The 20,183-nt window shown below is 39.4% G+C and carries 24 protein-coding genes; 11 read left to right on the top strand and 13 right to left on the bottom strand.

From position 1 onward, the window contains the following. Window positions 1-4: 4 nt before the first annotated feature. The 5 genes from hemW (at window position 5) to CVT08_RS03240 (ending at window position 4,096) form a co-directional block, all read left to right on the top strand. Window positions 5-1,051: a radical SAM family heme chaperone HemW gene (gene hemW, locus CVT08_RS03260; protein WP_107856446.1), complete on the top strand. Its 1,047-nt coding sequence runs from the start codon at window positions 5-7 to the stop codon at window positions 1,049-1,051. Window positions 1,052-1,118: 67 nt separating this feature from the next. Then, window positions 1,119-1,517 carry a Sec-independent protein translocase protein TatB gene (gene tatB / locus CVT08_RS03255; protein WP_012140063.1) on the top strand — a complete coding sequence of 133 codons (399 nt, stop codon included), beginning with the start codon at window positions 1,119-1,121 and terminating at the stop codon, window positions 1,515-1,517. After that, window positions 1,517-2,290 (top strand): twin-arginine translocase subunit TatC, encoded by a 774-nt coding sequence (gene tatC, locus CVT08_RS03250; RefSeq protein WP_107856445.1) that lies wholly within the window; start codon window positions 1,517-1,519, stop codon window positions 2,288-2,290. Before tatB ends, tatC begins: the two co-directional genes overlap by 1 nt. Continuing rightward, window positions 2,283-3,305 carry a tRNA preQ1(34) S-adenosylmethionine ribosyltransferase-isomerase QueA gene (gene queA / locus CVT08_RS03245; RefSeq protein WP_196381034.1) on the top strand — a complete coding sequence of 341 codons (1,023 nt, stop codon included), beginning with the start codon at window positions 2,283-2,285 and terminating at the stop codon, window positions 3,303-3,305. The genes tatC and queA overlap by 8 nt, the downstream gene beginning before the upstream one ends. Beyond that, window positions 3,302-4,096: a hypothetical protein gene (locus tag CVT08_RS03240; protein ID WP_103598631.1), complete on the top strand. Its 795-nt coding sequence runs from the start codon at window positions 3,302-3,304 to the stop codon at window positions 4,094-4,096. Before queA ends, CVT08_RS03240 begins: the two co-directional genes overlap by 4 nt. Here the strand turns inward: CVT08_RS03240 and ruvX are convergent. From ruvX to ilvC, 4 genes are read right to left on the bottom strand one after another with little or no spacing between them, the layout of a single operon-like run. Beyond that, the gene (ruvX, locus tag CVT08_RS03235) at window positions 4,091-4,474 is read right to left on the bottom strand and encodes a Holliday junction resolvase RuvX (RefSeq protein WP_107856444.1); all 384 of its coding nucleotides are present in this window, start codon (window positions 4,472-4,474) and stop codon (window positions 4,091-4,093) included. The genes CVT08_RS03240 and ruvX overlap by 6 nt on opposite strands. After that, the gene (gene dprA / locus CVT08_RS03230; RefSeq protein ID WP_107856443.1) at window positions 4,471-5,241 is read right to left on the bottom strand and encodes a DNA-processing protein DprA; all 771 of its coding nucleotides are present in this window, start codon (window positions 5,239-5,241) and stop codon (window positions 4,471-4,473) included. Before dprA ends, ruvX begins: the two co-directional genes overlap by 4 nt. Beyond that, window positions 5,238-6,686, bottom strand: coding sequence for a divergent polysaccharide deacetylase family protein (locus CVT08_RS03225; RefSeq protein ID WP_107856442.1), 1,449 nt, complete (start codon window positions 6,684-6,686; stop codon window positions 5,238-5,240). The genes dprA and CVT08_RS03225 overlap by 4 nt, the downstream gene beginning before the upstream one ends. A gap of 3 nt (window positions 6,687-6,689) precedes the next feature. Next, window positions 6,690-7,712: a ketol-acid reductoisomerase gene (gene ilvC, locus CVT08_RS03220; RefSeq protein WP_103602629.1), complete on the bottom strand. Its 1,023-nt coding sequence runs from the start codon at window positions 7,710-7,712 to the stop codon at window positions 6,690-6,692. A 147-nt stretch (window positions 7,713-7,859) separates the two neighbouring features. Here ilvC and CVT08_RS03215 point away from each other — a divergent pair, with 147 nt between their 5' ends. The 6 genes from CVT08_RS03215 to rpsR all read left to right on the top strand — a co-directional run bounded on the left by CVT08_RS03215 (window position 7,860) and on the right by rpsR (window position 12,900). Continuing rightward, complete coding sequence (locus CVT08_RS03215; RefSeq protein ID WP_012140069.1) at window positions 7,860-8,678, top strand: HDOD domain-containing protein; 819 nt, start codon at window positions 7,860-7,862, stop codon at window positions 8,676-8,678. Continuing rightward, window positions 8,675-10,594: an RNB domain-containing ribonuclease gene (locus CVT08_RS03210; RefSeq protein WP_107856441.1), complete on the top strand. Its 1,920-nt coding sequence runs from the start codon at window positions 8,675-8,677 to the stop codon at window positions 10,592-10,594. The genes CVT08_RS03215 and CVT08_RS03210 overlap by 4 nt, the downstream gene beginning before the upstream one ends. Next, window positions 10,587-11,585 (top strand): DNA polymerase III subunit delta, encoded by a 999-nt coding sequence (holA, locus tag CVT08_RS03205; protein ID WP_107856440.1) that lies wholly within the window; start codon window positions 10,587-10,589, stop codon window positions 11,583-11,585. The genes CVT08_RS03210 and holA overlap by 8 nt, the downstream gene beginning before the upstream one ends. Window positions 11,586-11,662: 77 nt before the next feature. Continuing rightward, window positions 11,663-12,082 (top strand): 30S ribosomal protein S6, encoded by a 420-nt coding sequence (gene rpsF / locus CVT08_RS03200; protein WP_004317779.1) that lies wholly within the window; start codon window positions 11,663-11,665, stop codon window positions 12,080-12,082. A 13-nt stretch (window positions 12,083-12,095) separates the two neighbouring features. After that, on the top strand, window positions 12,096-12,623 hold the full coding sequence (locus CVT08_RS03195) for a single-stranded DNA-binding protein (protein WP_021087759.1): 528 nt from the start codon (window positions 12,096-12,098) through the stop codon (window positions 12,621-12,623). Between the two features lie 16 nt (window positions 12,624-12,639). Continuing rightward, window positions 12,640-12,900, top strand: coding sequence for a 30S ribosomal protein S18 (rpsR, locus tag CVT08_RS03190; RefSeq protein ID WP_087582546.1), 261 nt, complete (start codon window positions 12,640-12,642; stop codon window positions 12,898-12,900). A 228-nt stretch (window positions 12,901-13,128) separates the two neighbouring features. On the opposite strand, the gene mrdA is transcribed toward rpsR, so the two are convergent. From mrdA to CVT08_RS03145, 9 genes are read right to left on the bottom strand one after another with little or no spacing between them, the layout of a single operon-like run. Next, entirely contained in the window at window positions 13,129-14,949 is a 1,821-nt protein-coding gene (mrdA, locus tag CVT08_RS03185) for a penicillin-binding protein 2 (RefSeq protein WP_107856439.1), read from the bottom strand. Beyond that, complete coding sequence (locus CVT08_RS03180; protein WP_009294180.1) at window positions 14,946-15,437, bottom strand: hypothetical protein; 492 nt, start codon at window positions 15,435-15,437, stop codon at window positions 14,946-14,948. Before CVT08_RS03180 ends, mrdA begins: the two co-directional genes overlap by 4 nt. 1 nt (window position 15,438) lies before the next feature. Continuing rightward, on the bottom strand, window positions 15,439-16,050 hold the full coding sequence (yihA, locus tag CVT08_RS03175; RefSeq protein ID WP_004317590.1) for a ribosome biogenesis GTP-binding protein YihA/YsxC: 612 nt from the start codon (window positions 16,048-16,050) through the stop codon (window positions 15,439-15,441). Further along, a complete protein-coding gene (gene lptA / locus CVT08_RS03170; RefSeq protein WP_107856438.1) occupies window positions 16,047-16,523 on the bottom strand; it encodes a lipopolysaccharide transport periplasmic protein LptA in 477 nt (158 codons plus the stop codon). The genes yihA and lptA overlap by 4 nt, the downstream gene beginning before the upstream one ends. Further along, complete coding sequence (gene lptC / locus CVT08_RS03165) at window positions 16,496-17,023, bottom strand: LPS export ABC transporter periplasmic protein LptC (protein WP_107856437.1); 528 nt, start codon at window positions 17,021-17,023, stop codon at window positions 16,496-16,498. The genes lptA and lptC overlap by 28 nt, the downstream gene beginning before the upstream one ends. Continuing rightward, a complete protein-coding gene (locus tag CVT08_RS03160; RefSeq protein WP_004317467.1) occupies window positions 17,014-17,502 on the bottom strand; it encodes a KdsC family phosphatase in 489 nt (162 codons plus the stop codon). Before CVT08_RS03160 ends, lptC begins: the two co-directional genes overlap by 10 nt. Next, window positions 17,499-18,074 carry an imidazoleglycerol-phosphate dehydratase HisB gene (gene hisB / locus CVT08_RS03155; RefSeq protein WP_196381033.1) on the bottom strand — a complete coding sequence of 192 codons (576 nt, stop codon included), beginning with the start codon at window positions 18,072-18,074 and terminating at the stop codon, window positions 17,499-17,501. Before hisB ends, CVT08_RS03160 begins: the two co-directional genes overlap by 4 nt. A gap of 15 nt (window positions 18,075-18,089) precedes the next feature. After that, window positions 18,090-18,950 carry a septal ring lytic transglycosylase RlpA family protein gene (locus CVT08_RS03150; protein ID WP_009294185.1) on the bottom strand — a complete coding sequence of 287 codons (861 nt, stop codon included), beginning with the start codon at window positions 18,948-18,950 and terminating at the stop codon, window positions 18,090-18,092. Beyond that, window positions 18,937-20,148, bottom strand: a complete 1,212-nt coding sequence (locus CVT08_RS03145; protein ID WP_107856435.1) for a lytic transglycosylase domain-containing protein — start codon at window positions 20,146-20,148, stop codon at window positions 18,937-18,939. Before CVT08_RS03145 ends, CVT08_RS03150 begins: the two co-directional genes overlap by 14 nt. Window positions 20,149-20,183: the final 35 nt, after the last annotated feature.

The following is a 20,183-nucleotide window of genomic DNA, read 5'->3' as shown; positions in this document are numbered from 1 at the left end:
AAATTTGCAAGTTTATATCCACGTGCCATTTTGCCAGAGCAAGTGTCCTTACTGCGCCTTTGGCTCAAGCGACGACGAATTTAGCAAGGTTGGCGCCTATTTTAAAGCGCTTTGCTTTGATCTAAATTTCCAGCTAAAAAGCCAAAATGTAAAAGAAATTTCAACCATTTTTTTTGGCGGCGGCACACCAAGTGCGGTAAATGCTAAGCTTTATGATGAAATTTTTAGCATTTTAGCTCCACTTTGCACGCCCAAAACTGAGATCACCTTTGAAGCAAATCCAAATTCAGCAAATTTAGCCTGGCTAAAGCATGTAAAAAATTTAGGCGCAAACCGCATAAGCTTTGGCGCTCAAAGCTTTTTTGAAGATAAGCTTAAATTTCTAGGGCGCATCCACAGCAGGGAGCAAATTTTTAAAGCAGTTGAAAATGCCCATGCAGCTGGCTTTAAGAGCATAAATTTAGACCTCATCTATGACACTAAATTTGATACCAAAAAGCGTCTTTTGGCTGAGACTGAAAATCTAAAAAGCCTTGCTATCACGCATCTAAGCGCCTACTCGCTCACACTTGAAGAAAACACCCCATTTTCTGGCAAAAAAAGCTATAAAAAAGATAGCGACACTTTGGCTAAATTTATGATAGAGCAGATCGGGAGGGCTGGCTTTAAGCAGTATGAAATTTCAAATTTCGGAGAAATTTGCAAGCACAATCTTGGCTACTGGCAGGGCAAAAACTACCTTGGCGTTGGGGCTTTTAGCGTGGGCTTTAAGGACGCCACCAGATACTACGCCAAAAGTAGCATAGACGCCTATATCACGCAGCCAACACATAGAGAAAGAGAAATTTTAAGCCCAAGCGAGCTAGCAAGAGAGCATATATTTTTAGGGCTTAGAAGCATCGTAGGCGTGGAGGCTGGGCGCTTAAATGAAGCTCAGAAAAAAAGGGCAAATTTACTTGTAGAAAATGAAAAGCTGCTCTTTAAAGAGGGCAAATTTTACAACCCAAATTTCTTATTAAGCGACGAGATCGCACTCTTTATCGAGGGCTAAATTTATAAAAATTTGAGCAAAGTCAAGATAAAATACAAAGCTTAAATAAAATTTAACAGAGGCAAAAATGTTTGGAATGAGTTTTTCTGAGATTTTGGTCATTGCTGTGATCGCTGTGCTAGTTTTGGGCCCTGACAAGCTGCCAAGCGCTATGGTGCAGATCGCCAAATTTCTAAAGATGTTTAAAAAAGGTATAAACGACGCAAAATCAACATTTGATCAAGAGATGAAGATAGCCGAGCTCAAAGAAGACGCTCAAAAATACAAAGAGAGCATAACTCAAAGTGCGCAAAGCGTGCGTAAAAAGCTCACATTTGAAGAGCTTGACGAGATCAAAAAAAGTGCAAGCGATGTCACTGAAAGCATACAAAACGTCGTAAGCGACACCAAAAAAACGGTAGAAAATATACAAAATCCAACAAATTTAGTTAAAGATGCGATCTTAAACGATAAAAAAGAGGCGTGATGTTTGAAGAGCTAAGACCCCATTTGATCGAACTTAGAAAGAGGCTTTTTATAAGCATAGTAAGCGTTTTTGTCTGTTTTGGCATCTGTTTTACATTTTGGAATCCACTGCTTGCATGGATGAGCGAGCCGTTAAAGCAGGTCTTGCCAGCTGGCTCAAACATCATCTTTACGCAAATTCAAGAGCCATTTTTCACTGCGATGAAGGTCGCATTTTTTGCTGGCCTGGTGCTTGCTTTGCCTATCATTTTTTGGCAGTTTTGGCTATTTGTCGCACCTGGACTTTATGATAATGAAAAAAAATATGTGATCCCATTTGTCCTCTCTGCTTCATTCATGTTTGCGTGCGGGGCGGCGTTTTGCTACTATGTGGTCATCCCGCTTGGCTTTACATTTTTGGTAAATTTTGGCGGCCAGCTCTTTACAGCACTGCCAAGCATCGGCGAGTACGTTGGCTTTTTTACAAAACTACTGATCGGCTTTGGAATTTCATTTGAGCTGCCAGTCATTACATTTTTCTTGGCAAAGATAGGACTTGTTGATGACAAAATGCTAAAAGAGTACTTTAGATACGCAGTAGTCGTCATCTTTATCTTTGCAGCTATCGTCACGCCACCAGATGTTATAAGCCAAATTTTAATGGCAGTGCCACTCATCGGACTTTATGGAATTTCTATCATCGTAGCTAAAAAAGCTGGCAAAAGCGATGAGGACGAAGATGAGAAAAAAGAGGACGTCAAAGAGCAAAATGACGCCGATAGTGACGATGAGTGATATAAACGATATCTCAAGCTACGACTACTTTTTGCCAGAAAAGCTCATCGCAAAAGAGCCAGTTTTGCCCAAAGAAGAGGCAAGGCTGCTTGTTTATCTTAAAAAAACAAAAGAGATAAAACACTTCAAATTTAAAGATCTAGCCAGCCTCATCCCAGAGGACGCGGCGGTCATTTTTAACAATACAAAGGTAGTTAAGGCCCGCATTTTAGGACATAAACAAAGTGGCGGAGCCTGCGAAGTGATGCTAAATCAACCACTTGGCGATAATAAATTTAGCGTCTATATAAGGGGCAGAGTAAGTGTCGGTAGCGTTTTAAATTTCGCTGATGATATAAAGGTAAATGTGCTTGAGCTAAATGATGATGGCTCAAGGGTGGTAAATTTCACAAAAAATGGCGTTATTTTAGATACGGCGCGACTTTTTAGCGAACTTGAAAAGATCGGTCATGTCCCGCTTCCGCCATACATAAAAAGAGCCGATACAAAGGACGATGAGAGCTGGTATCAGAGCATATTTGCCAAAAATAGCGGCGCAGTCGCAGCTCCGACAGCTAGTCTGCACTTTAGCGAGCAGATGCTAGAGAGAATAAAGGCAAAGCACGAGGTTGCCTACATCACGCTTCACGTGGGCGCTGGGACATTTAAGGGCGTGGAGTGCCAAAACATAAATGACCACAAGATGCACTCTGAGTTTTACGAGCTAAGCGAAAAAGCTCAAGAGATCATAAGCTCAAATAAGCCCATCCTTGGCGTTGGCACGACAGTTACTAGATGCGTTGAAGAATTTGCTAGAAGCAAGCAGCCAAGTGGCTTTTGCAAGCTATTTTTAAACCTAAACAATAAACCTATCAGACAAAACTACCTTTTAACAAATTTTCATCTACCAAAATCAACACTGATAATGCTAGTTACTAGCTTCATAGGGCTTGAAGAGACGATGAGGATTTACGAAACGGCGGTTAGTGAAAAGTATAGATTTTACTCTTATGGCGATGGGATGCTTGTGATATGAAAAATGTCGATTTTGTCGCGCAAATGGAGCTTTTTTTAGAGGCACTTTTTAAGGACGCAACCACTAGAGATAACGCCATCGTCTTTAACTACAATCCAAACTACCCACGCTATCTAAGCTTTGAAGCACACAAGCTAATAGGCGCGATCAAAAATTTAAGCAAATTTTACCTAAATAGCGTTAGCAACTCAAAATTGCTCATATCCTTTACTCTAGTAAGCTATAGCCTAAGTTTGGTGCATTTTGACATACATATAAGATGCACTTCATGCCCGCAAAAGCCAAACGAGAGGCTAGTAAAAGAAGCTGGCGAGCTACTAAAAGAGCTAAATGCCAAGATGAGCAAAGCAGAGGACGGCTTTAATATAAGCATAAGCGTGCCACTACCAAAAAGCGGGACATTTAAAAGGCAAAGCGTCGAGATAGCAAGCCTCTTAGGCAAAAATGCGATAATAGCTTGCGATGATGAAAATTTATTTTTAACGCTAAGTCATGAGCTAAGCTTTACTGGGCTGAAGCTCAGCAAGCAAAAGAGCTTTGAGAGTTTAAATTTACACATAAAAGATGCTATTTTTAAGCCAGACATCATCTTTGTGCAAAAGGAGTATCTAAGCGATAAAGCAAGGCTTGATGAGATGCTAACTTATCAAAAGCTTAAGAATTTCTACATTGTTATCATCAGCAAGGATGAAGCAAAAAGCATCAAAAGCGAGAAAATGACTACGCTTAGACAGCCATTTACTAGCGATAGTTTGCACGAGACTTTGGGGATAGTGGCTAGGAATTTATAAAATTTTTAGGTATCTCTTTAAGATGATGGTAGCTGAGACGCTATCAAGCCTGCCATCTCGCTTTGTGTTTGTGTAAATTTCACTTGCTTCGCTGCTGCTAAATGCCTCGTCTTGATAGACGATATTAACCTGCACGTCAAGAAGCGAGACAAAGTGCTCTATGCGCCTTCTCATCTCATCCTCACTACTACCACCGATCGGAACGCCTACCACTAGCGTGTTTGGAGCGTATTCATTTACTTTTTGGCTTACATCTCTTGCGGCTTGATTTCTATTTTTTCTAAGAACTGGCTCAAGAGGCGTCACGACCTCGCCAAAGCCAAAAGCAAGCCCTATGCGCTTTAGTCCAACATCGATCGCCATGAATTTCTCTCTCATAGCGCGCTTTTTACTCTTAAATTTGAAATTTCAACTAGCCCATCAAGCTCGTACTCGTAGATGATCTCGCCAAATTTAGACAATGCCTCATCAAGGCTAACTCCGTTTTTGCAAAATTTCAAGATCTCATCGCTTGTTTTTTCTTGCTCTTTTACCTCACCAAAAAGCGAGGCAAATTTGACGTAATCATCGATAAGCTCGGCCTTTTTACTAGCTAGCAAGGCATTTGTCCCATTGCTCTCATTTATGCGCTGCGGCAGGACAAAGAGAGGGATTTTAAGCTCATTTGCAAGCCTTGCGCTTTGCATAGAGCCGCTTCTTAGATCAGCCTGAGCGACAACCAGAGCTTGCGCAAGCCCCACAACTATGCGGTTTCGCTCTAAAAACCTATAAGCGATCGGTGGCTCGCCCTCGTCATACTCGCTTAGAGCCAAGCCTTTTTCATAAATTTCTTTTATCGACGTCCTATTTTGAGCTGGATAGATGATATCAAGTCCATTTGCAAAAACACCGATAGTTCGTGGCATGGCGGCTTTATGAGCTGTGATATCCACACCGATAGCCCCACCACTCACCACGCAGACATTTGCATTTTTTAGCGCTGCGCAAAGTGCCGTGACGCACTCTTTTGTATAGACACTTGCCTTTCTTGATCCAACGACTGCTACTTTTGGCATGCTAAGAAGCGAGGTGTCACCTATGAAATTTAGCTCTTTTGGGGGATTTTTTAGCCTATTTAGCGCCTCTGGGATGATTTCAAGCTTCATAAAATATCTTTTAGATAAACAACTTCTACATCTTTTAAGATGTTGTTTTTGCTAGCTTTTATCACTGCGATCGTATTTTTCTTTGGATGTCCGATGGCGATCGCGTAGCCTCTTTTTTTGGCTAAATTTACAGCAGCCACAAGCTCACGTCTGACAGCACTAGCTGATGGATCATCATCTAAAAATATATCTCGTGAAATGTAAGGCTGATTATACTTTTTCGCAGCCCTTGCCACCGCAGTTTGAGCGATAGTTTTGCTATCAACGAAGATAAAACCCTGCTCTATCAGCGCTCTATAAGCCTTGTCCATCGCGTCATAATCACTCGTGAAACGTGATCCTGTGTGGTTGTTTGTATATTTTGCACGCGGGAAGTCTTTGCGTATCTTTTTTATCTTTTCATGCATGCTTTCAAAGCTCTCATTTATCGTTAGAGTGCCTATCTCTGGGCTATCAAAGTGCTTTGCCTGCATCGGCAGATGTATCATATAAAACTCAAACGACCTAGCGATATTTGGCGTATCTGGGTGAGTTTTTGTCGCTGGAAAAATAGACGGCGTTATCTTTAGACCAAGCGACTTTATCATGCTAGCATGCTCAAATGTCGCCACATCATCGATTATTAGCACTAGCTTAGCACGCCCTTTTACGCTGCTATTTGGAGTAAATGGCACAACCGCAAAGTCATCTTTTTTCGCGCCCTCTTTTTGCGGTTTTTCGCTGTAAATTTGCTTCTTATCTTTTTTGCCAGGCTCAATCCCGCTTTTTTTAACAGGTTCTGGTTTTAAAATTTCACTATGCTTTAAATTTTCTTTTATGCTTAAATTTACTTCAGCGCTTTTATTTTGCTCTGTTTTTGTATCTGCTTTTACTTCATTTTTGCCTGCGTAAAATGGCTCGATTACTTGCTCGACCTTTTGCTCAGGTTTTTCTTCGCTCTTTGCTTCATGGCTTGCATCTACGCTACTTTGCATATTTTTATATAAATTTGCAAGCAAATTTTTCGTATCGTTTTGCTCTTTTTTTGGCTCTTCTTTTTTAGCTTCTACTTTTACTTCAGGTTTTATCTCAGGAGTTATCTTTTTTTGCTCTTTTGGCTCAGTTTTTGGCTTTAGAGCAAGTTCGCTTTTGTGTTTAGGATCGGTAAAAATTTTACTTAAATTTTCATCTTCATCAAATTTTAGAGGGTATTTTCTCTTCTCATACTCTTGTTTTTTATCTTTGCTAGCAACTTTTTGCTCAGCTTTTTTTGAAATTTGCTTCTCGCTCTTTGGCTCATTTACTTTACTTATCTGCTCAACATCTTTGTTTTTGATACTAAGAGCTGCGATTAGTGCTACTATCAAAATAGCAGCGATAACACCGATACCAATGAAAATTTTATTATGAGAGCGACCTGCACTCTTTTTTGCAGGACGCTTCTTTGTAGTCTTTTTTTCGCTCAAGGCTTAGTTTTTGCTTTGATCTATAAGTTTGCCATTAGTTATCCAAGGCATCATTGCGCGAAGTTTTTTGCCAGTTTTATTTAGCAAGCTTCTCTCGGCTATACCGCGCTCAGCGTTCATTCTAACATATCCTGCTTTTCTCTCTAGGATGAAGTCTTTTGCAAATTTACCATTTTGAATTTCTTTTAAAACTTCTTTCATAGCTTTTCTGCTCTCTTCGCCAACTACTCTTACGCCGCTTACATAGTCGCCGTATTCAGCTGTGTTTGAGATAGAGTAGCGCATATCAGCCATGCCACCTTGATACATTAGATCAACGATTAGTTTTAGCTCGTGTAAGCACTCAAAATACGCCATCTCAGGCTCATATCCAGCCTCTACAAGCGTATCAAATCCAGCATTTACAAGTGCGCAAAGACCACCGCAAAGCACAGCTTGCTCGCCAAATAAATCTGTTTCAGTTTCATCTTTAAATGTTGTCTCAATGATGCCAGTTCTACCGCCACCTATACCGCAAGCATAGCTTAGAGCGATCTCTTTAGCCTTTCCGCTTGCATTTTGCTCAACAGCGATAAGATCAGGTATGCCGCCACCTCTTAAAAATTCGCTTCTAACTGTGTGTCCTGGGGCTTTTGGAGCGATCATGATGACGTCTATGTTTGCTGGAGCTTTGATCTGTCCAAAATGAACATTAAAACCATGTCCAAATGCGATAGCAGCGTGATCTTTTAAATTTGGCTCAATCTCATTTTTATAAATTTCAGCTTGAAGCTCATCTGGTGTTAGGATCATAACTACATCAGCGCCTTTTGTAGCTTCGCTTACAGTTTTTACTTCAAAGCCTTTTGCCTCAGCCTTTGCCCAGCTTTTGCCACCTTTTGCAAGACCGATTACGACACTTACGCCATTGTCTCTTAAATTTTCAGCGTGTGCGTGACCTTGTGAGCCAAAGCCGATGATTGCTACTTTTCTGCTCTGAATAAGGCTTAAATCGCAGTCTTTATCATAATAAACATTTATAGCCATTGTTTCTCCTGTTGTTAAAATTTGGCAAAATTATACATTTTAGCAACAAAAACGTTGCTGAAAAAGAGCAAAAAAGTATCTTTAAGTTTTATGCTGCAGCTTTTTGCTATAATGTGACAAAATTTTTAACCTAAAGAGTCACTTTACATGAATGAATCAATTTTTAAAAAAATCAAAGCGCTTCCGCCACTAGACGACACTGTCATACAGATCCAGCGCCTACATGCTGACGAAAATAGCTCGATAAATGACCTCACAAAAGTGGTCGAAAAAGACCCTATGCTAACAGCAAATATCTTGCGTTCAGCAAACTCACCACTTTACGGATTTTCTCAAGAGATCACAACTATCGCAAGAGCCATTTCACTTTTTGGTATGGCTACTATCCGCGGTTTTGCGCTATCAAGTGCCATTAAAAAGACCTTTTCTATAAATTTAGAGCCATATGACATTACCGCACAAGATTTTTTAAATATCTCAATCATGCAAAATGCTTTGATGTACCACTGGTACTCTAAGATAAAACCTAAAAATCTAGAAATTCTCTCTCCTGCTTCATTTATGCTTGAAGTTGGCAAGATCGTTTTAGCTCATGAACTCACAGAAAATAACCAAGTTGCTGAGTTTAAAACAAAGTTAAAACAAATTTCATCTACCTATGATCTTGCGCTTTTAGAGTCTGAAATTCTAGACATCACAAACGAAGAGGTCACGGCTAAAATTTTTGAGCAGTGGAATTTAGAGATCGAGCTTGGAAATTCTATCCTCTACTCAAACACTCCAGAAGAAGCACCTGATCATATAAAAGAGTACGCAAGGGCTCTAAAAGTAGTAAAAACAGCGGTTAATATCTTTAACCAGCTTGATGATGTGAGCGTAAATAACGCAACACTTCTTATAAACGAATATGGCTTTGAGAGAGATACATTTTTAATGGCTGTTAGCAAAGTCAAAGACAATTTGTGAAAGAATTTTTAACATCACTTCTCGTTGGCATCAAAGAAAAAGAGATATCAAACGAAGATAAAGAGGTCTTACGTAATCTCCTAAACCTTGGTGCCGTAAGCTTACATAAAGATAAATTTTACTTAAACAACGGCTACGTCTGTGGCAAGCTAGACATCAGCCAAAACGCAACTGGCTTTATCATGCCATTTGACAAGCGCTTCAAACAAGATATCATCGTAGAAAATAAAAATTTAAACAACTCTCACCTTGGCGATATCGTGTTAGCAAAGCTTTTGCCGCTTAAGAAAAAACGCCAAAGCGCTAAGATAGTGATGAGCCTAAAGCTTGCAAATGAGACAAGCGTGGTCTATACAAAACGCTTTGGGGCGGCCATTTTAGGGGTAAATTTAAAAACTGGGCTAAGCACAACCCTAAAAGCAACTCAAAAAAGCCTAAAGATGCTCCCACTTGGGACGCTACTAAAGATAAATAACCTAAACAACGAAATAGTCGAGGTTTTAGGAAATTTAGAAGATCCGTTAAGCGATGAGAAAATTTCGCTTGCTATTTATAATAAAAATGATAAATTTAGCGAGGCTTGCGAGCTTGAAGTAAAGGCATTTGGCGACGAAGTCGATGCTAGCATGTATCCAAACAGGGTTGATCTAAGAAATTTAGAGTTTTGCACAATCGATCCAGTCGATGCCAAAGACTTTGACGATGCCATATATTTTGATGAGAAAAAGCGCGAAATTTACGTAGCAATCGCCGATGTAAGCGAGTATGTGACCGCGTATAGCGCCATTGATAGCGAGGCTAAAAAAAGAGGCTTTTCTATCTACTTTCCGCACATCTCAGTGCCGATGTTGCCGCGAGCGCTTAGTGAAAATATCTGCTCGCTAAAGCCAGACGTGCCGCGCCTTGCATTTTGTTTTAAAATTTCACTCGATGTAAACAACGAGGTAAAAAAAGATGAGCTTTTTGAAGCTATCATCCTTTCAAAAAGACGTTTTAACTACGATGAGATCGATGAAATTTTAGAAGACAAAAGAGAGTGTGAAATTTCATGGATCAAGCCACTTTTTAAACTCACCACGAAGCTTCGCAAAAAAAGGCTTTTGCACGCATTTGACTTTAGGACAAAAGAGCTTAGAATGAGCCTTGATGACGAGGGTCAAATTTCGCAAACTAGGTTCGAAAGCGACTCCGACTCACACAGACTAGTTGAAGACTGCATGCTTTTAGCAAACAAAGCTGCTGCAAAGCTCATCACAAAGGGCGTTTTTAGAAACCACGCATCGCCTGATTTTAAAAAGATAGATACCTTGCTTGAAGACTTGCAGCTTTTGGGGCTTGACTTTACCTACGAGAGCGACCTTGCAAATTTGATAAGAAAGATCCAAGCAAAGGCCGATGAGCTGGGCAACCGCGAAGAGATAGATAAGCTCATCATCAAGTCTCAAAAAAAGGCTGAATACTCAAGTGAAAATTTAGGCCACTTTGGGCTTGGATTTGATAGATACACGCACTTTACAAGCCCTATTAGACGCTATTCTGATCTTATTTTGCACAGGCTTTTAAAGGCTAAAATTTCAAAAGATGAGAAGCTTTACAACTTCTTACTTTTAAACATCCAAAGCACCTGCGCAACCTTAAGCGAGCTTGAAAGAGAGGCCGACAAGGTGGCCTACGACTTTATGGATAGGAAATTTGCACGCTGGGCAGTTGCAAACATCGACAAAGAGGTGCGTTGCTACGTGAGTGAAAACCAAAATGTTTTGGTCGCTAAGCTTGATGATCATTTTGTTGGAGCTAGGATTTTCATCACTGGATACAGCGCAAATTTACTTCAAAAGCTTGTCGTAAAGATCACAGAGGCTGACATCGCGAGCGCTAAAATTTTTGCAAAAGTGGTAAGAAAGATCGATGTATAGAAAAGATTTGGAGCTAAATTTAGCAAATGCAAATTTAAGCAATTACTTCTTGCTTTTTGGCGCGGATGAGTTTCAGATAGAGCTTTTTGGCAAGGAAATTTTAAGCATTTATGCAAGCGAAGATGCAAATTTATTAAGCCTTTATTTTGACGAGTACAACTACACACAAGCAAGCTCTCACCTAAGCGAGCAGTCGCTTTTTGGCGGCAAAAATATCCTCTATGTAAAAAGCGACAAAAAGATCCCATCAAAAGAGCTAAAAGAGCTCATCTCGCTTTGCTCAAAAAGCCATGACAACTACTTTTTGTTTGAGCTTTATGAGGCCGATATGAAGCTAGTTTTTGATACGCAAAAGGCTTTTGGGGCAAATTTTGCTAGATTTTTCAAGCCATCAAACCCAGATGAAGCGATAAATTTACTAGCCAAAAGCTCAGCTAAAATAGGCCTAAACATAACCAAAAACGCACTTTATGAGCTTTATTTTACACATAATGAAAATTTATACCTTGCAGCAAGCGAACTTACAAAACTAAAGAGCCTAAACACCCACATCGAACAAGACGATGTAAAAAGGCTTGTTTTTGGACTTGGTGGGATAAATTTTGATGATTTTTTCAATAAATTTATGGCTCTAAAAGATATAAAAAACGACTTTTTTACCTATTTAGAAGATCCAAATTTTAATGAAATTTTACTTCTAAACTCACTTTATAAAGCATTTTTTAGGCTGTTTAAAATTTACTCTTACATAAAGATAAATGGCCGCTTAAATTTAGACGAAGCGATAGGCTATCAGCCACCTGTAAATGTGGCAAATTTACTAAAAGCAAATAGCTTAAAGCTAAGTTTTAATGCCTATTTAGAGATATTTAAAACGCTAAATTTAGCCGAACTAGAGCTAAAAACAAATACAAAAATGGATAAAGAAATTTTCGTTTTATCAACCATTTTAAACCTCCAGCACCTCATATCAACAGCAAATATTAAGTAAATTTAAGCTAAAATCCACCCTTGCTTAATGCAAAATCCTTGCTCACAAAGTGAGCTAAATATCCATAAGGAGAAAAAATGAAACATTACGAGCTTTTATTTATTCTTAAGCCGACATTGACGGAAGAGGAAGTTAAAGCTAAGGTTGATTTCGTAAAAGAAGTCATAACAAAAAACGGCGGCGAGATCGCTACTGTCGTTGAGATGGGCACTAGAAAACTAGCTTATACCATCAAAAAATATGAGCGTGGAACATATTTTGTTATCTACTACAAAGCTCCACCAGCACTTCTTGCAGAGCTTACAAGAAACGTAAGAATCACAGAAGATATCATAAGATTTTTAAGCGTTAAATATGAAAACAAACGCGAAATCGCAGCTTGGGAAAGACTTTGCAAAGGTATCAAGCAAACTATAAAAAAAGAACCTCGCGAGCCAAGAGCACCACGCGAGCCAAGAGCTGAAAAAGTAGACGAGCAAACATTTACAGAAGAATAATCAAGGATAAAAAATGTTCAATAAAGTAGTATTAGTTGGAAATTTAACCAGAGATATAGAGCTTAGATATACTACTAGCGGCGTTGCCATAGGAAATTCTAGTATAGCTGTGACACGCAAAATCACCTCAAATGGGGAAAGAAGAGATGAGACTTGCTTTATTGATATATCATTTTTTGGCAAGAGTGCAGAGATAGCAAACCAATATCTCAACAAGGGATCAAAGCTGCTTATCGAAGGAAGACTTAAATTTGATCAGTGGACCGACAATAACGGACAAAATCGCTCAAAACACTCTATCGCCGTTGAAAGCATGGAAATGCTTGGCTCAAATAACCAAACGCAACAAGGCGGATACTCTATGAATAGCCAAAATAGCGGCGGCTACGGACAGCAAGGCGGATATCAAAATAACCAATATAACCGCCAACAAGAAGCTAGACCACAAGCTGCGCCACAAAGAAAGCAAGAGAGTTATTCAGAAGTTCCTGATATAGACGTTGATGCTGATAGCTTCAACAATGAAGAAATACCGTTTTAATTTTAAAGGATAAAAAATGGCAGAAAAAAGAAAATATTCACGCAAATATTGCAAATTTACAGAAGCAAAGATTGATTTTATAGACTATAAAGATACTTCACTTTTAAAGTATTGCTTGTCAGAGAGATTTAAAATCATGCCAAGACGCCTAACTGGCACATCAAAAAGATACCAAGAGATGGTAGAAAAAGCGATCAAGAGAGCTCGCCACGCAGCTATCATACCTTACATAGTTGATCGCAAAGACGTAGCTTCAAACCCTTTTGAAGGTCTATAATCCATAAATTTTAGCCCTATTTTGGGCTAAAATTTCAAAAACTATTTTTAATCACTTCATTACAAATTTAAATATTCATTTTAATTAATATCAAAATTAAGAATACATGTCACCCATAAGATAGCTAATCATTAATTATAATTTTTATCTTTTAAGAACTATTTCACGTTTCGCGAGCAAACAAATACACATAGACATATTTAGTAATTTTTTTAGAGATAGAATTTATTATTTCTTCTCTTTCTCAGCCTGAACATTATCTAGTTTTATATATCCCATTTCAACTAGCTTGTTATAAATTTGAGAGATTTTTGGTCCAGCAGCGCTACCGCCGTGACCGCCGTGTTCGACAACCATCGTTATGACATATTGTGGATCCTCAAAAGGTGCATAGGTCGTCATCCACGCGTGAGATCTTTGCAGATACGCCATATCTTCTTCTTTCATACGTTTCTTTTCAGTTTGCGAGATGCCAACGACCTGAGCTGTTCCGGTCTTTGCCGCAACCTTTACAAGACTTCCCACAAAGTGCCTATTTGCCGTACCTCTTGGGTGATTTGCCACCTCGTACATTGCATGCCTAATGGCAGGTAGCTGCGACTTTTCAAACGGCGTAAAAGCATCATCTGTTGGCGTAAAATCAACATCCTTGCCATCGATACTCTTTAAAAAATGTGGCGTCACATTTAGCCCAGTTGCAAGGCCTGCTGTGTATTTAGCCACCTGCATAGGCGTGACTAGAAAATTTCCCTGTCCGATAGAGGTGATAAGCGTCTCGCCTTGAAACCACGCCTTGCCATACTTCCTCATCTTCCACTCCCTACTTGGCAGCGTCCCTACAAACTCATTTGGCAAATCAACCTCCGTTTTTCTACCAAAGCCCATGCGCTCAAGTATCGGCACAATGGCATCTATGCCGATCTTTTGGCTACCCTTGTAAAAATAGTCATCGCAGCTCTCTCTAATGGCAGTGTTCATATTGACTGTGCCATGACCATGCGAGTTCCAGCAGCGAAATTTACGCCCTCCAAGCTCATACGATCCACTGCAAAAAAAGCTATCATATTTGCTCATGCCATTGTCTAAAAAGGCAAGAGCCATACCCATTTTTACGACAGATCCTGGCGGATAGAGGCCGTTTATCAGCTTATTTGTAAATGGGTGATCGACGTTTTTTACAAGCTCTTCCCACTCAGCCTGAGAAATTCCAAGCACAAAAGGATTTAGATCATACTCAGGAAAGCTTCCTGCTGCGATTATAGCGCCATCTTTTAGGCTCATAACTATGACGCTTCCTGCATCTTTACCAAATACATCAGCGACAAACTGCTGCAGTTCAAGATCTACGGCGAGCTTTATGTTTTGACTTTGTGGCGCTTGATAGCTCACCTGCTCGATCTCTTCATTTAGTGCATTTACCTTGATCTTTTTAAAACCTTGAATTCCTTGCAAGATCGGGTTATAAAAGCGCTCTACGCCGCTTCTGCCAATATAGTTTGTAAGCTTTGTCAAGGGGTCGTTTTCCATATCTTTTTGGTTTGCCCTGCCGACATAGCCGATGATGTGAGAAGCTAGGTCATTGTATGGATAGTGGCGTTTTGATGCGGGTCTTATCTCTAAATTTTCACGAAGAGAAAGTGGTGCAAAAAATGGCAAAAATTTATCATAATCAACAAATTCGACCACGTTTATAAAGTCTTGGTTGTAGGCTGAGTCGTTTTTTATATATTCATTTTTAAGCTTGGTGACATTTAGATCACCAAATAGCGAGCCGATGTAGGCTAGCTCATCGTCTAAAATTTTCACCTTTTTGTTTGCGCTAAGGTGCGGCTTTACATAGATAGAAAAGCCAAGACGATTGACCGCCATAGGCTTGTCGTGCGCATCAAAGATGATGCCTCTAACTGGCGGGATGTAGATAGTTTTTATCGCATTTTGCTCGGCGATCTCGTTGTAGTAGGTATTTGAATTGACACTTAGGTGGTAAATCCGCCCCAAAAGCATGATCCAAAAAAGAGCGATCACGCCAAAAACGATACGCATCCTCATAGCACTTTGTCCCTAAAAAGCACGATAGCAAGCACACTTTCAAGCGCTATGAAAAATAGATACTCTGCGCTAAAAGTCAAATTTGGCTCATTTAAGACGTAGGCAAAAAGGTTATTTACAAGAAAAGTTAGCACATAGCCAGAGGCGACAAAGATGATGAGTAGGCAGTTTCGCCACTTCATCGTCGTATAGAGCCAATCTAGCACGAAGTTGTAAAATAGCAAAAACGCAATGATCGTTGAAAAGAGATAAAAGCCATGAATTTGCTCGGCAAAGACCAAGAAAACGAGTGAAAAATACCATGAAGGCTTAAACTCATCATACTGCTTTTGTTTTCTTGAATACTCCAAAATCATATATGTAAAAAAGATGCCAATAAGTGGTGGCAAGAAGCCAAACTGCGTAGTTGCGATCTCATAAGATAGCAAAAAAATGGCCCACCAAAAGCCTTTAAAAATTTTAATGTCCAAGCTGCTTATGGTTTGCATTTTACCTACCAAGAGCGTGGTTTATGATAGCTTCCCGTGCCTTGTCGATGCCGCTTTTGCTGAGTGTTGAGACCAAAATGCCGCTTGGGTCAAATTTCATTATCGCACTCTTTTGGCTTTGATTTAGCTTGTCGCTTTTTGTGTATAAATTTAAGATTTTTTGATCAGCTCTTAAAAAGCTTTTTAGGTAAGAATCCACGTTTACGTCGATGTCTAGGTCAAAGTGCCTGGCATCGATTAGATGTATAAAAAGTCTGATGTCGCTTCTAAATTTCAAAAACTCATCTAAATTTTTACGCCACTCATCATGTTTTGACTTTGCCACTTTTGCGTAGCCAAAGCCTGGTAGATCGACTAAGATGAGTTTAAATTTCTCTTTTTCACTCTCTTCTTTTTCCTCACAAAACTCAGCCTCAAAGAAATTTATAAGCTGCGTTTTACCAGGAGTTGATGAGCTTTTGGCTAAATTTTTTTGATTGACAAGTGCGTTTATGAGGCTGCTTTTACCCACATTTGACCTGCCCAAAAAGACCACCTCGCTTGTCACAAAGCTTGGAGCCTCTTTTATGCTTGGGCTTGAAGTGATAAATTTAGCGCTCAAGGCTCTTATCACTTGGTTTTATCCTCTATTTGAAAGATAAATTTAACCGGCTTTTTCTCGTCGCTATTTACGCTATATGTGCCATCTTTTTGATTAACCACGATCTTGTCACCATAGACATTTTTATCAGTCTCTACCTCATGCAAATAGCCGTTGCCAGTTACTGTGTATATCTGCTTTGCAGGCTCATATGTGAGCGTATCGCCCTTGCCTTCATAGTGCTTATCTTTCATGAAAATTTTAGCTCTAGCGTTGCCTGTGGCTACATATTTTACTGGTTGGCGCTTTTTATCAAAATGCACAACGACTTTGTTTGCCTTTAGCTCATCGTATGAGCCTTTTTTGATATTTACATTGCCTACAAATTCGCTGATCTGCTTGTTTTCATCTGCGAAAAAATCGTTTGAAGTGATTTCAACCTGCTCTGCATTTAAAAATGTAAAGCCCAAAATCATCGCTAAAATCGCTGTTTCTCTTCTACCCATGCCTTTAACCCTTTTATCTGCGTTTGTTTTTTACCAAGATCGTAGCTTCCGCTATCGCCTAGTGCTTTGTCGCCATTTCTAGTGATGGTGAAATTTGCCTCTGATCTTACTATTTTTGTCTTTGTGTTATATATAACTTCATCGCTTTTAAATTTCAAACTATCGTTGTTTTCATAGTTTGCATTTTTTTGAAAGATTATCTCATCGTTTTGCGAGATAGCCTTGTCTGAGCTTAGAAAATGTCTTAAATTTCCCCTTATAATTCTCGCTTTAAAGTCTAAAAACTCATCCCTGTCACTATATCTGTTTAGCTCGTCACTCTCATAAACTCCGCTTATCTTAGTTGAGTTTATCTCGTAATCAACCACGTCATTTACCTGCATATTTGATATCTTTGTATCAACCTTTAGCACGTTTGCTAAGTATGGGTCTTGAGCTGCTAAAAATATCATCACAGCACTAAAAATAGCCACGACGAAGTAGAAAATTTTTACAACCAACGCTTAGACCACTCGTCATATAAATTTTCTGATTTTATGATCATCTCGATCATCTCTCTAACAGCACCATTGCCACCTTTGTGCTTTAGCTTTGTCTTTACATCAAGCTCTTTAATGGCATCTTTTGGCTTAAAGCTCCATGCAACTGCGTCTAAAATTTTATAGTCATTATAGTCATCGCCGATAGCTGCTGCGTTTTTGAAGCTAAGTCCTTCAAATTTTAGTATCTCGCTTGCCACTTCAAATTTATCGCCAACGCCTTGATAGACGTGGTTTATCTTTAGATCCTCAGCCCTTCGCTCAACGATAGCCGACTTTCTACCAGTGATGATAGCCACCTTTTTGCCAAGCTTTAGCCAGCTCTCTATCGCGTAGCCATCTTTTACATCAAAAAATTTAAGCTCTTCGCCGTTTGCATTGTAGATGATCTTGCCATCAGTGAGGCACCCATCAACGTCTAAAAATATAATTTCTATCATAAAACGCCCTTAGTGCTTGGAGTGCCGATCCTTGCGTTTTTGGCAAGCGCTCTGCGGAGTGCTACGGCAAATGATTTAAATGTTGCTTCGATGATGTGATGAGTATTTTTGCCACGAATTTGATTTAGATGAAGAGTTATGGCTGAATTTATAGCAACAGCTCTAAAAAACTCCTCTACAAGCTCAGTGTCAAACTCGCCAACTTTGGCATTTTCATTAAAATTTTCATATACAAGATAAGCTCTGTTGCTAAGATCTAGCGCGCAAAAAACAGCCGCCTCATCCATAACAACGCTCGCCTCGCCAAACCTCTCAACACCGCTTAAAGGATACAAGGTCTCTTTTAAAAGCTGGCCCAAAACTATGCCTACATCCTCAACGCTGTGGTGAAAATCCACATGCGTGTCGCCCTTGCATGAAATTTCAAGATCAAGCAAAGAGTGCTTTGTAAATGCTTCAAGCATATGGTCAAAAAAGCCAATGCCTGTGCTTATCTTCGCAACCCCAGAGCCGTAAATTTTGAGCTTCATTGAGATTTGCGTCTCTTTTGTGTTTCTAGTTAGTTCTAAAATTTCCTCTCTCACGCCCTAACCTCTTACTATAAATGCACCTTGGAATTTACCGCTTCTTGCGTAATCCCTAGCCTCGTCCTCGCTTCTAAAACCATTTAAAAATACCCTATAAATGGTTGAGCCATCTATCGTAAATGTCTTAACGACTGATCTATAACCATCTATACTTTTATGCTCTCTTTGGTATCTGTTTGCGCCTTCAAGGTTTTTAAACGAGCCAATTTGTACCATAAAATCTCCACCCACAACGCGTTGCTCTGATGAGATCACGATGCCGCCAACAGGGGCCGTTGGAGAGACTGGATTTGGCACTTTTATGCCAGTGCTTGTTGGTTTTGTTGGTTGTGCGCTAGCGGTTGTAACAGCGTTGATGTCTTCATTAAAGCCGATAACCTCCATACTAACTGGAGCTGTGCCAGTGCCGATGACATCAAGCTTCATCGCAGCTGCTTTTGAAAGGTCAAGCACCCTGTCAGCCACAAAAGGTCCTCTGTCATTTACACGCACGATAACACTTTTTTGATTTCTTAAATTTGTTACTTTAAGTATTGTATTCATCGGCAAAGTCTTATGCGCCGCAGTCATATTATACATATTATAAACTTCGCCATTTGAGGTCGTTTTGCCGTGAAAATTTGGACCATACCAGCTTGCCGTTCCGCTAGCTTTATCGCCGACACTTACGACGGTTGGGTAGTAGGTTTTGCCATTTATGGTGTATGGTCTCATTGTTGCTTTTTGAACTGAGGCGGAGTTGTTGCCTCTTACATTAGTTGGGCCACTTGGAGTAAATGGAGCCCCGCTCCAAGAACAACCAGTGATTAGAAGTGTAAAACTTAGTCCTAAGTAGAAATTTAGGCTCTTACGGTATGACAATATTTGCTCCGACATTTAAATTTGAACTAGCCAAAGAATTTGCATCTTTTATATCTTTTTCACTTACATTAAATTTCTTTGATAAAGATGCGATTGTATCGCCTGTTTGAACTACGTAGTTGTGAGATTTGTTTTGAGTAGAAAAAGGGATTATTAGTTTTTGATTATAACTTACTGCGTTTGTGCTAAGCTCGTTGTAGTCCTTGATCGCTCTGTGGCTAACGCCTGTCTTTTTAGAGATAGAAAGCAAGGTCTCGCCTTTTTTTACAGTGTATGCATAGAAGTTATTTTTGCCATTAAATGGTTTGAAATTATCTGAGAAAAGTTGCTTTTTATTTTCAGGGATATAAACGTAATAATCTTTTAAAGTTGGAGGTGTAAATACAAATTTTAAATGTGGGTTATTACTTTTCATCTTTTTTGTGCTAAGACCGATGCTATCGCCTATCTGAGCCAAATTTGTACCGCCTGGCACTTTTACTTTCGTAAGTCTTAATCCACCATTTATGTTTAGCAAAGATGACTCTTTAGATATCAAAAAGTCCGCATCTTTTGCTATATATGCCGCTCTTAAAATTTTAATGATAAAATTTCTAGTCTCAGCTGGGAGGTATTTTTTCTCAGAATCAAGAAGTGTTACAAGATCGTCTGTGCCAGCTTTTTGTATAGCTTTTTTTAACGCACCATCGCCACAGTTATATGCCATTGCTGCCAAGTACCATTTGCCAAATTGATTTTTAAGTGATCTTAGGTAGTTTGTAGCGGCTACAGTTGATTCAACCGGATCTTTTCTCTCATCGGTGTATTGTCCTACTTTTAGGCCGTGAATTTTTGCTGTTTGCTCCATAAACTGCCACATACCAGTAGCTTTAGCGTTTGAGACAGTGTGATTTGAAAAGCCTGACTCTATCATCGCTAGGTAGAAAAATGACTCAGGTACGCCTGATTTTTTGATCTGCTCTTTAATCATTGGTATATACATATAGCCATTTTTCAAGGCATCTGTAAATGTTCTTACCTGTGAGTTTTGTATGCCTTGTCTCATCTTTGCATAGTGAGAAGTTTTCATAAAGCTAGCATCGATGTCTAGCTCTTTTAAAATTTTAACCTGAGTGTCATAAGAGCTCTTCTCAGGGGCGTTTGCTAGTAGCAAGGTGCTACATGCAAATAATAAAAATATCTTAAGCATTGCTTTCATTTCTATCCTTTTTCGTGTCAAAGCTTAATGATGCT

Origin of the sequence: Campylobacter concisus (genome assembly GCF_003048835.2) — a bacterium.
GTDB lineage: Bacteria > Campylobacterota > Campylobacteria > Campylobacterales > Campylobacteraceae > Campylobacter_A > Campylobacter_A concisus_D.
Note: the sequence above shows the minus strand (reverse complement) of the source record. Positions and strands in the feature narration are given on the sequence as shown.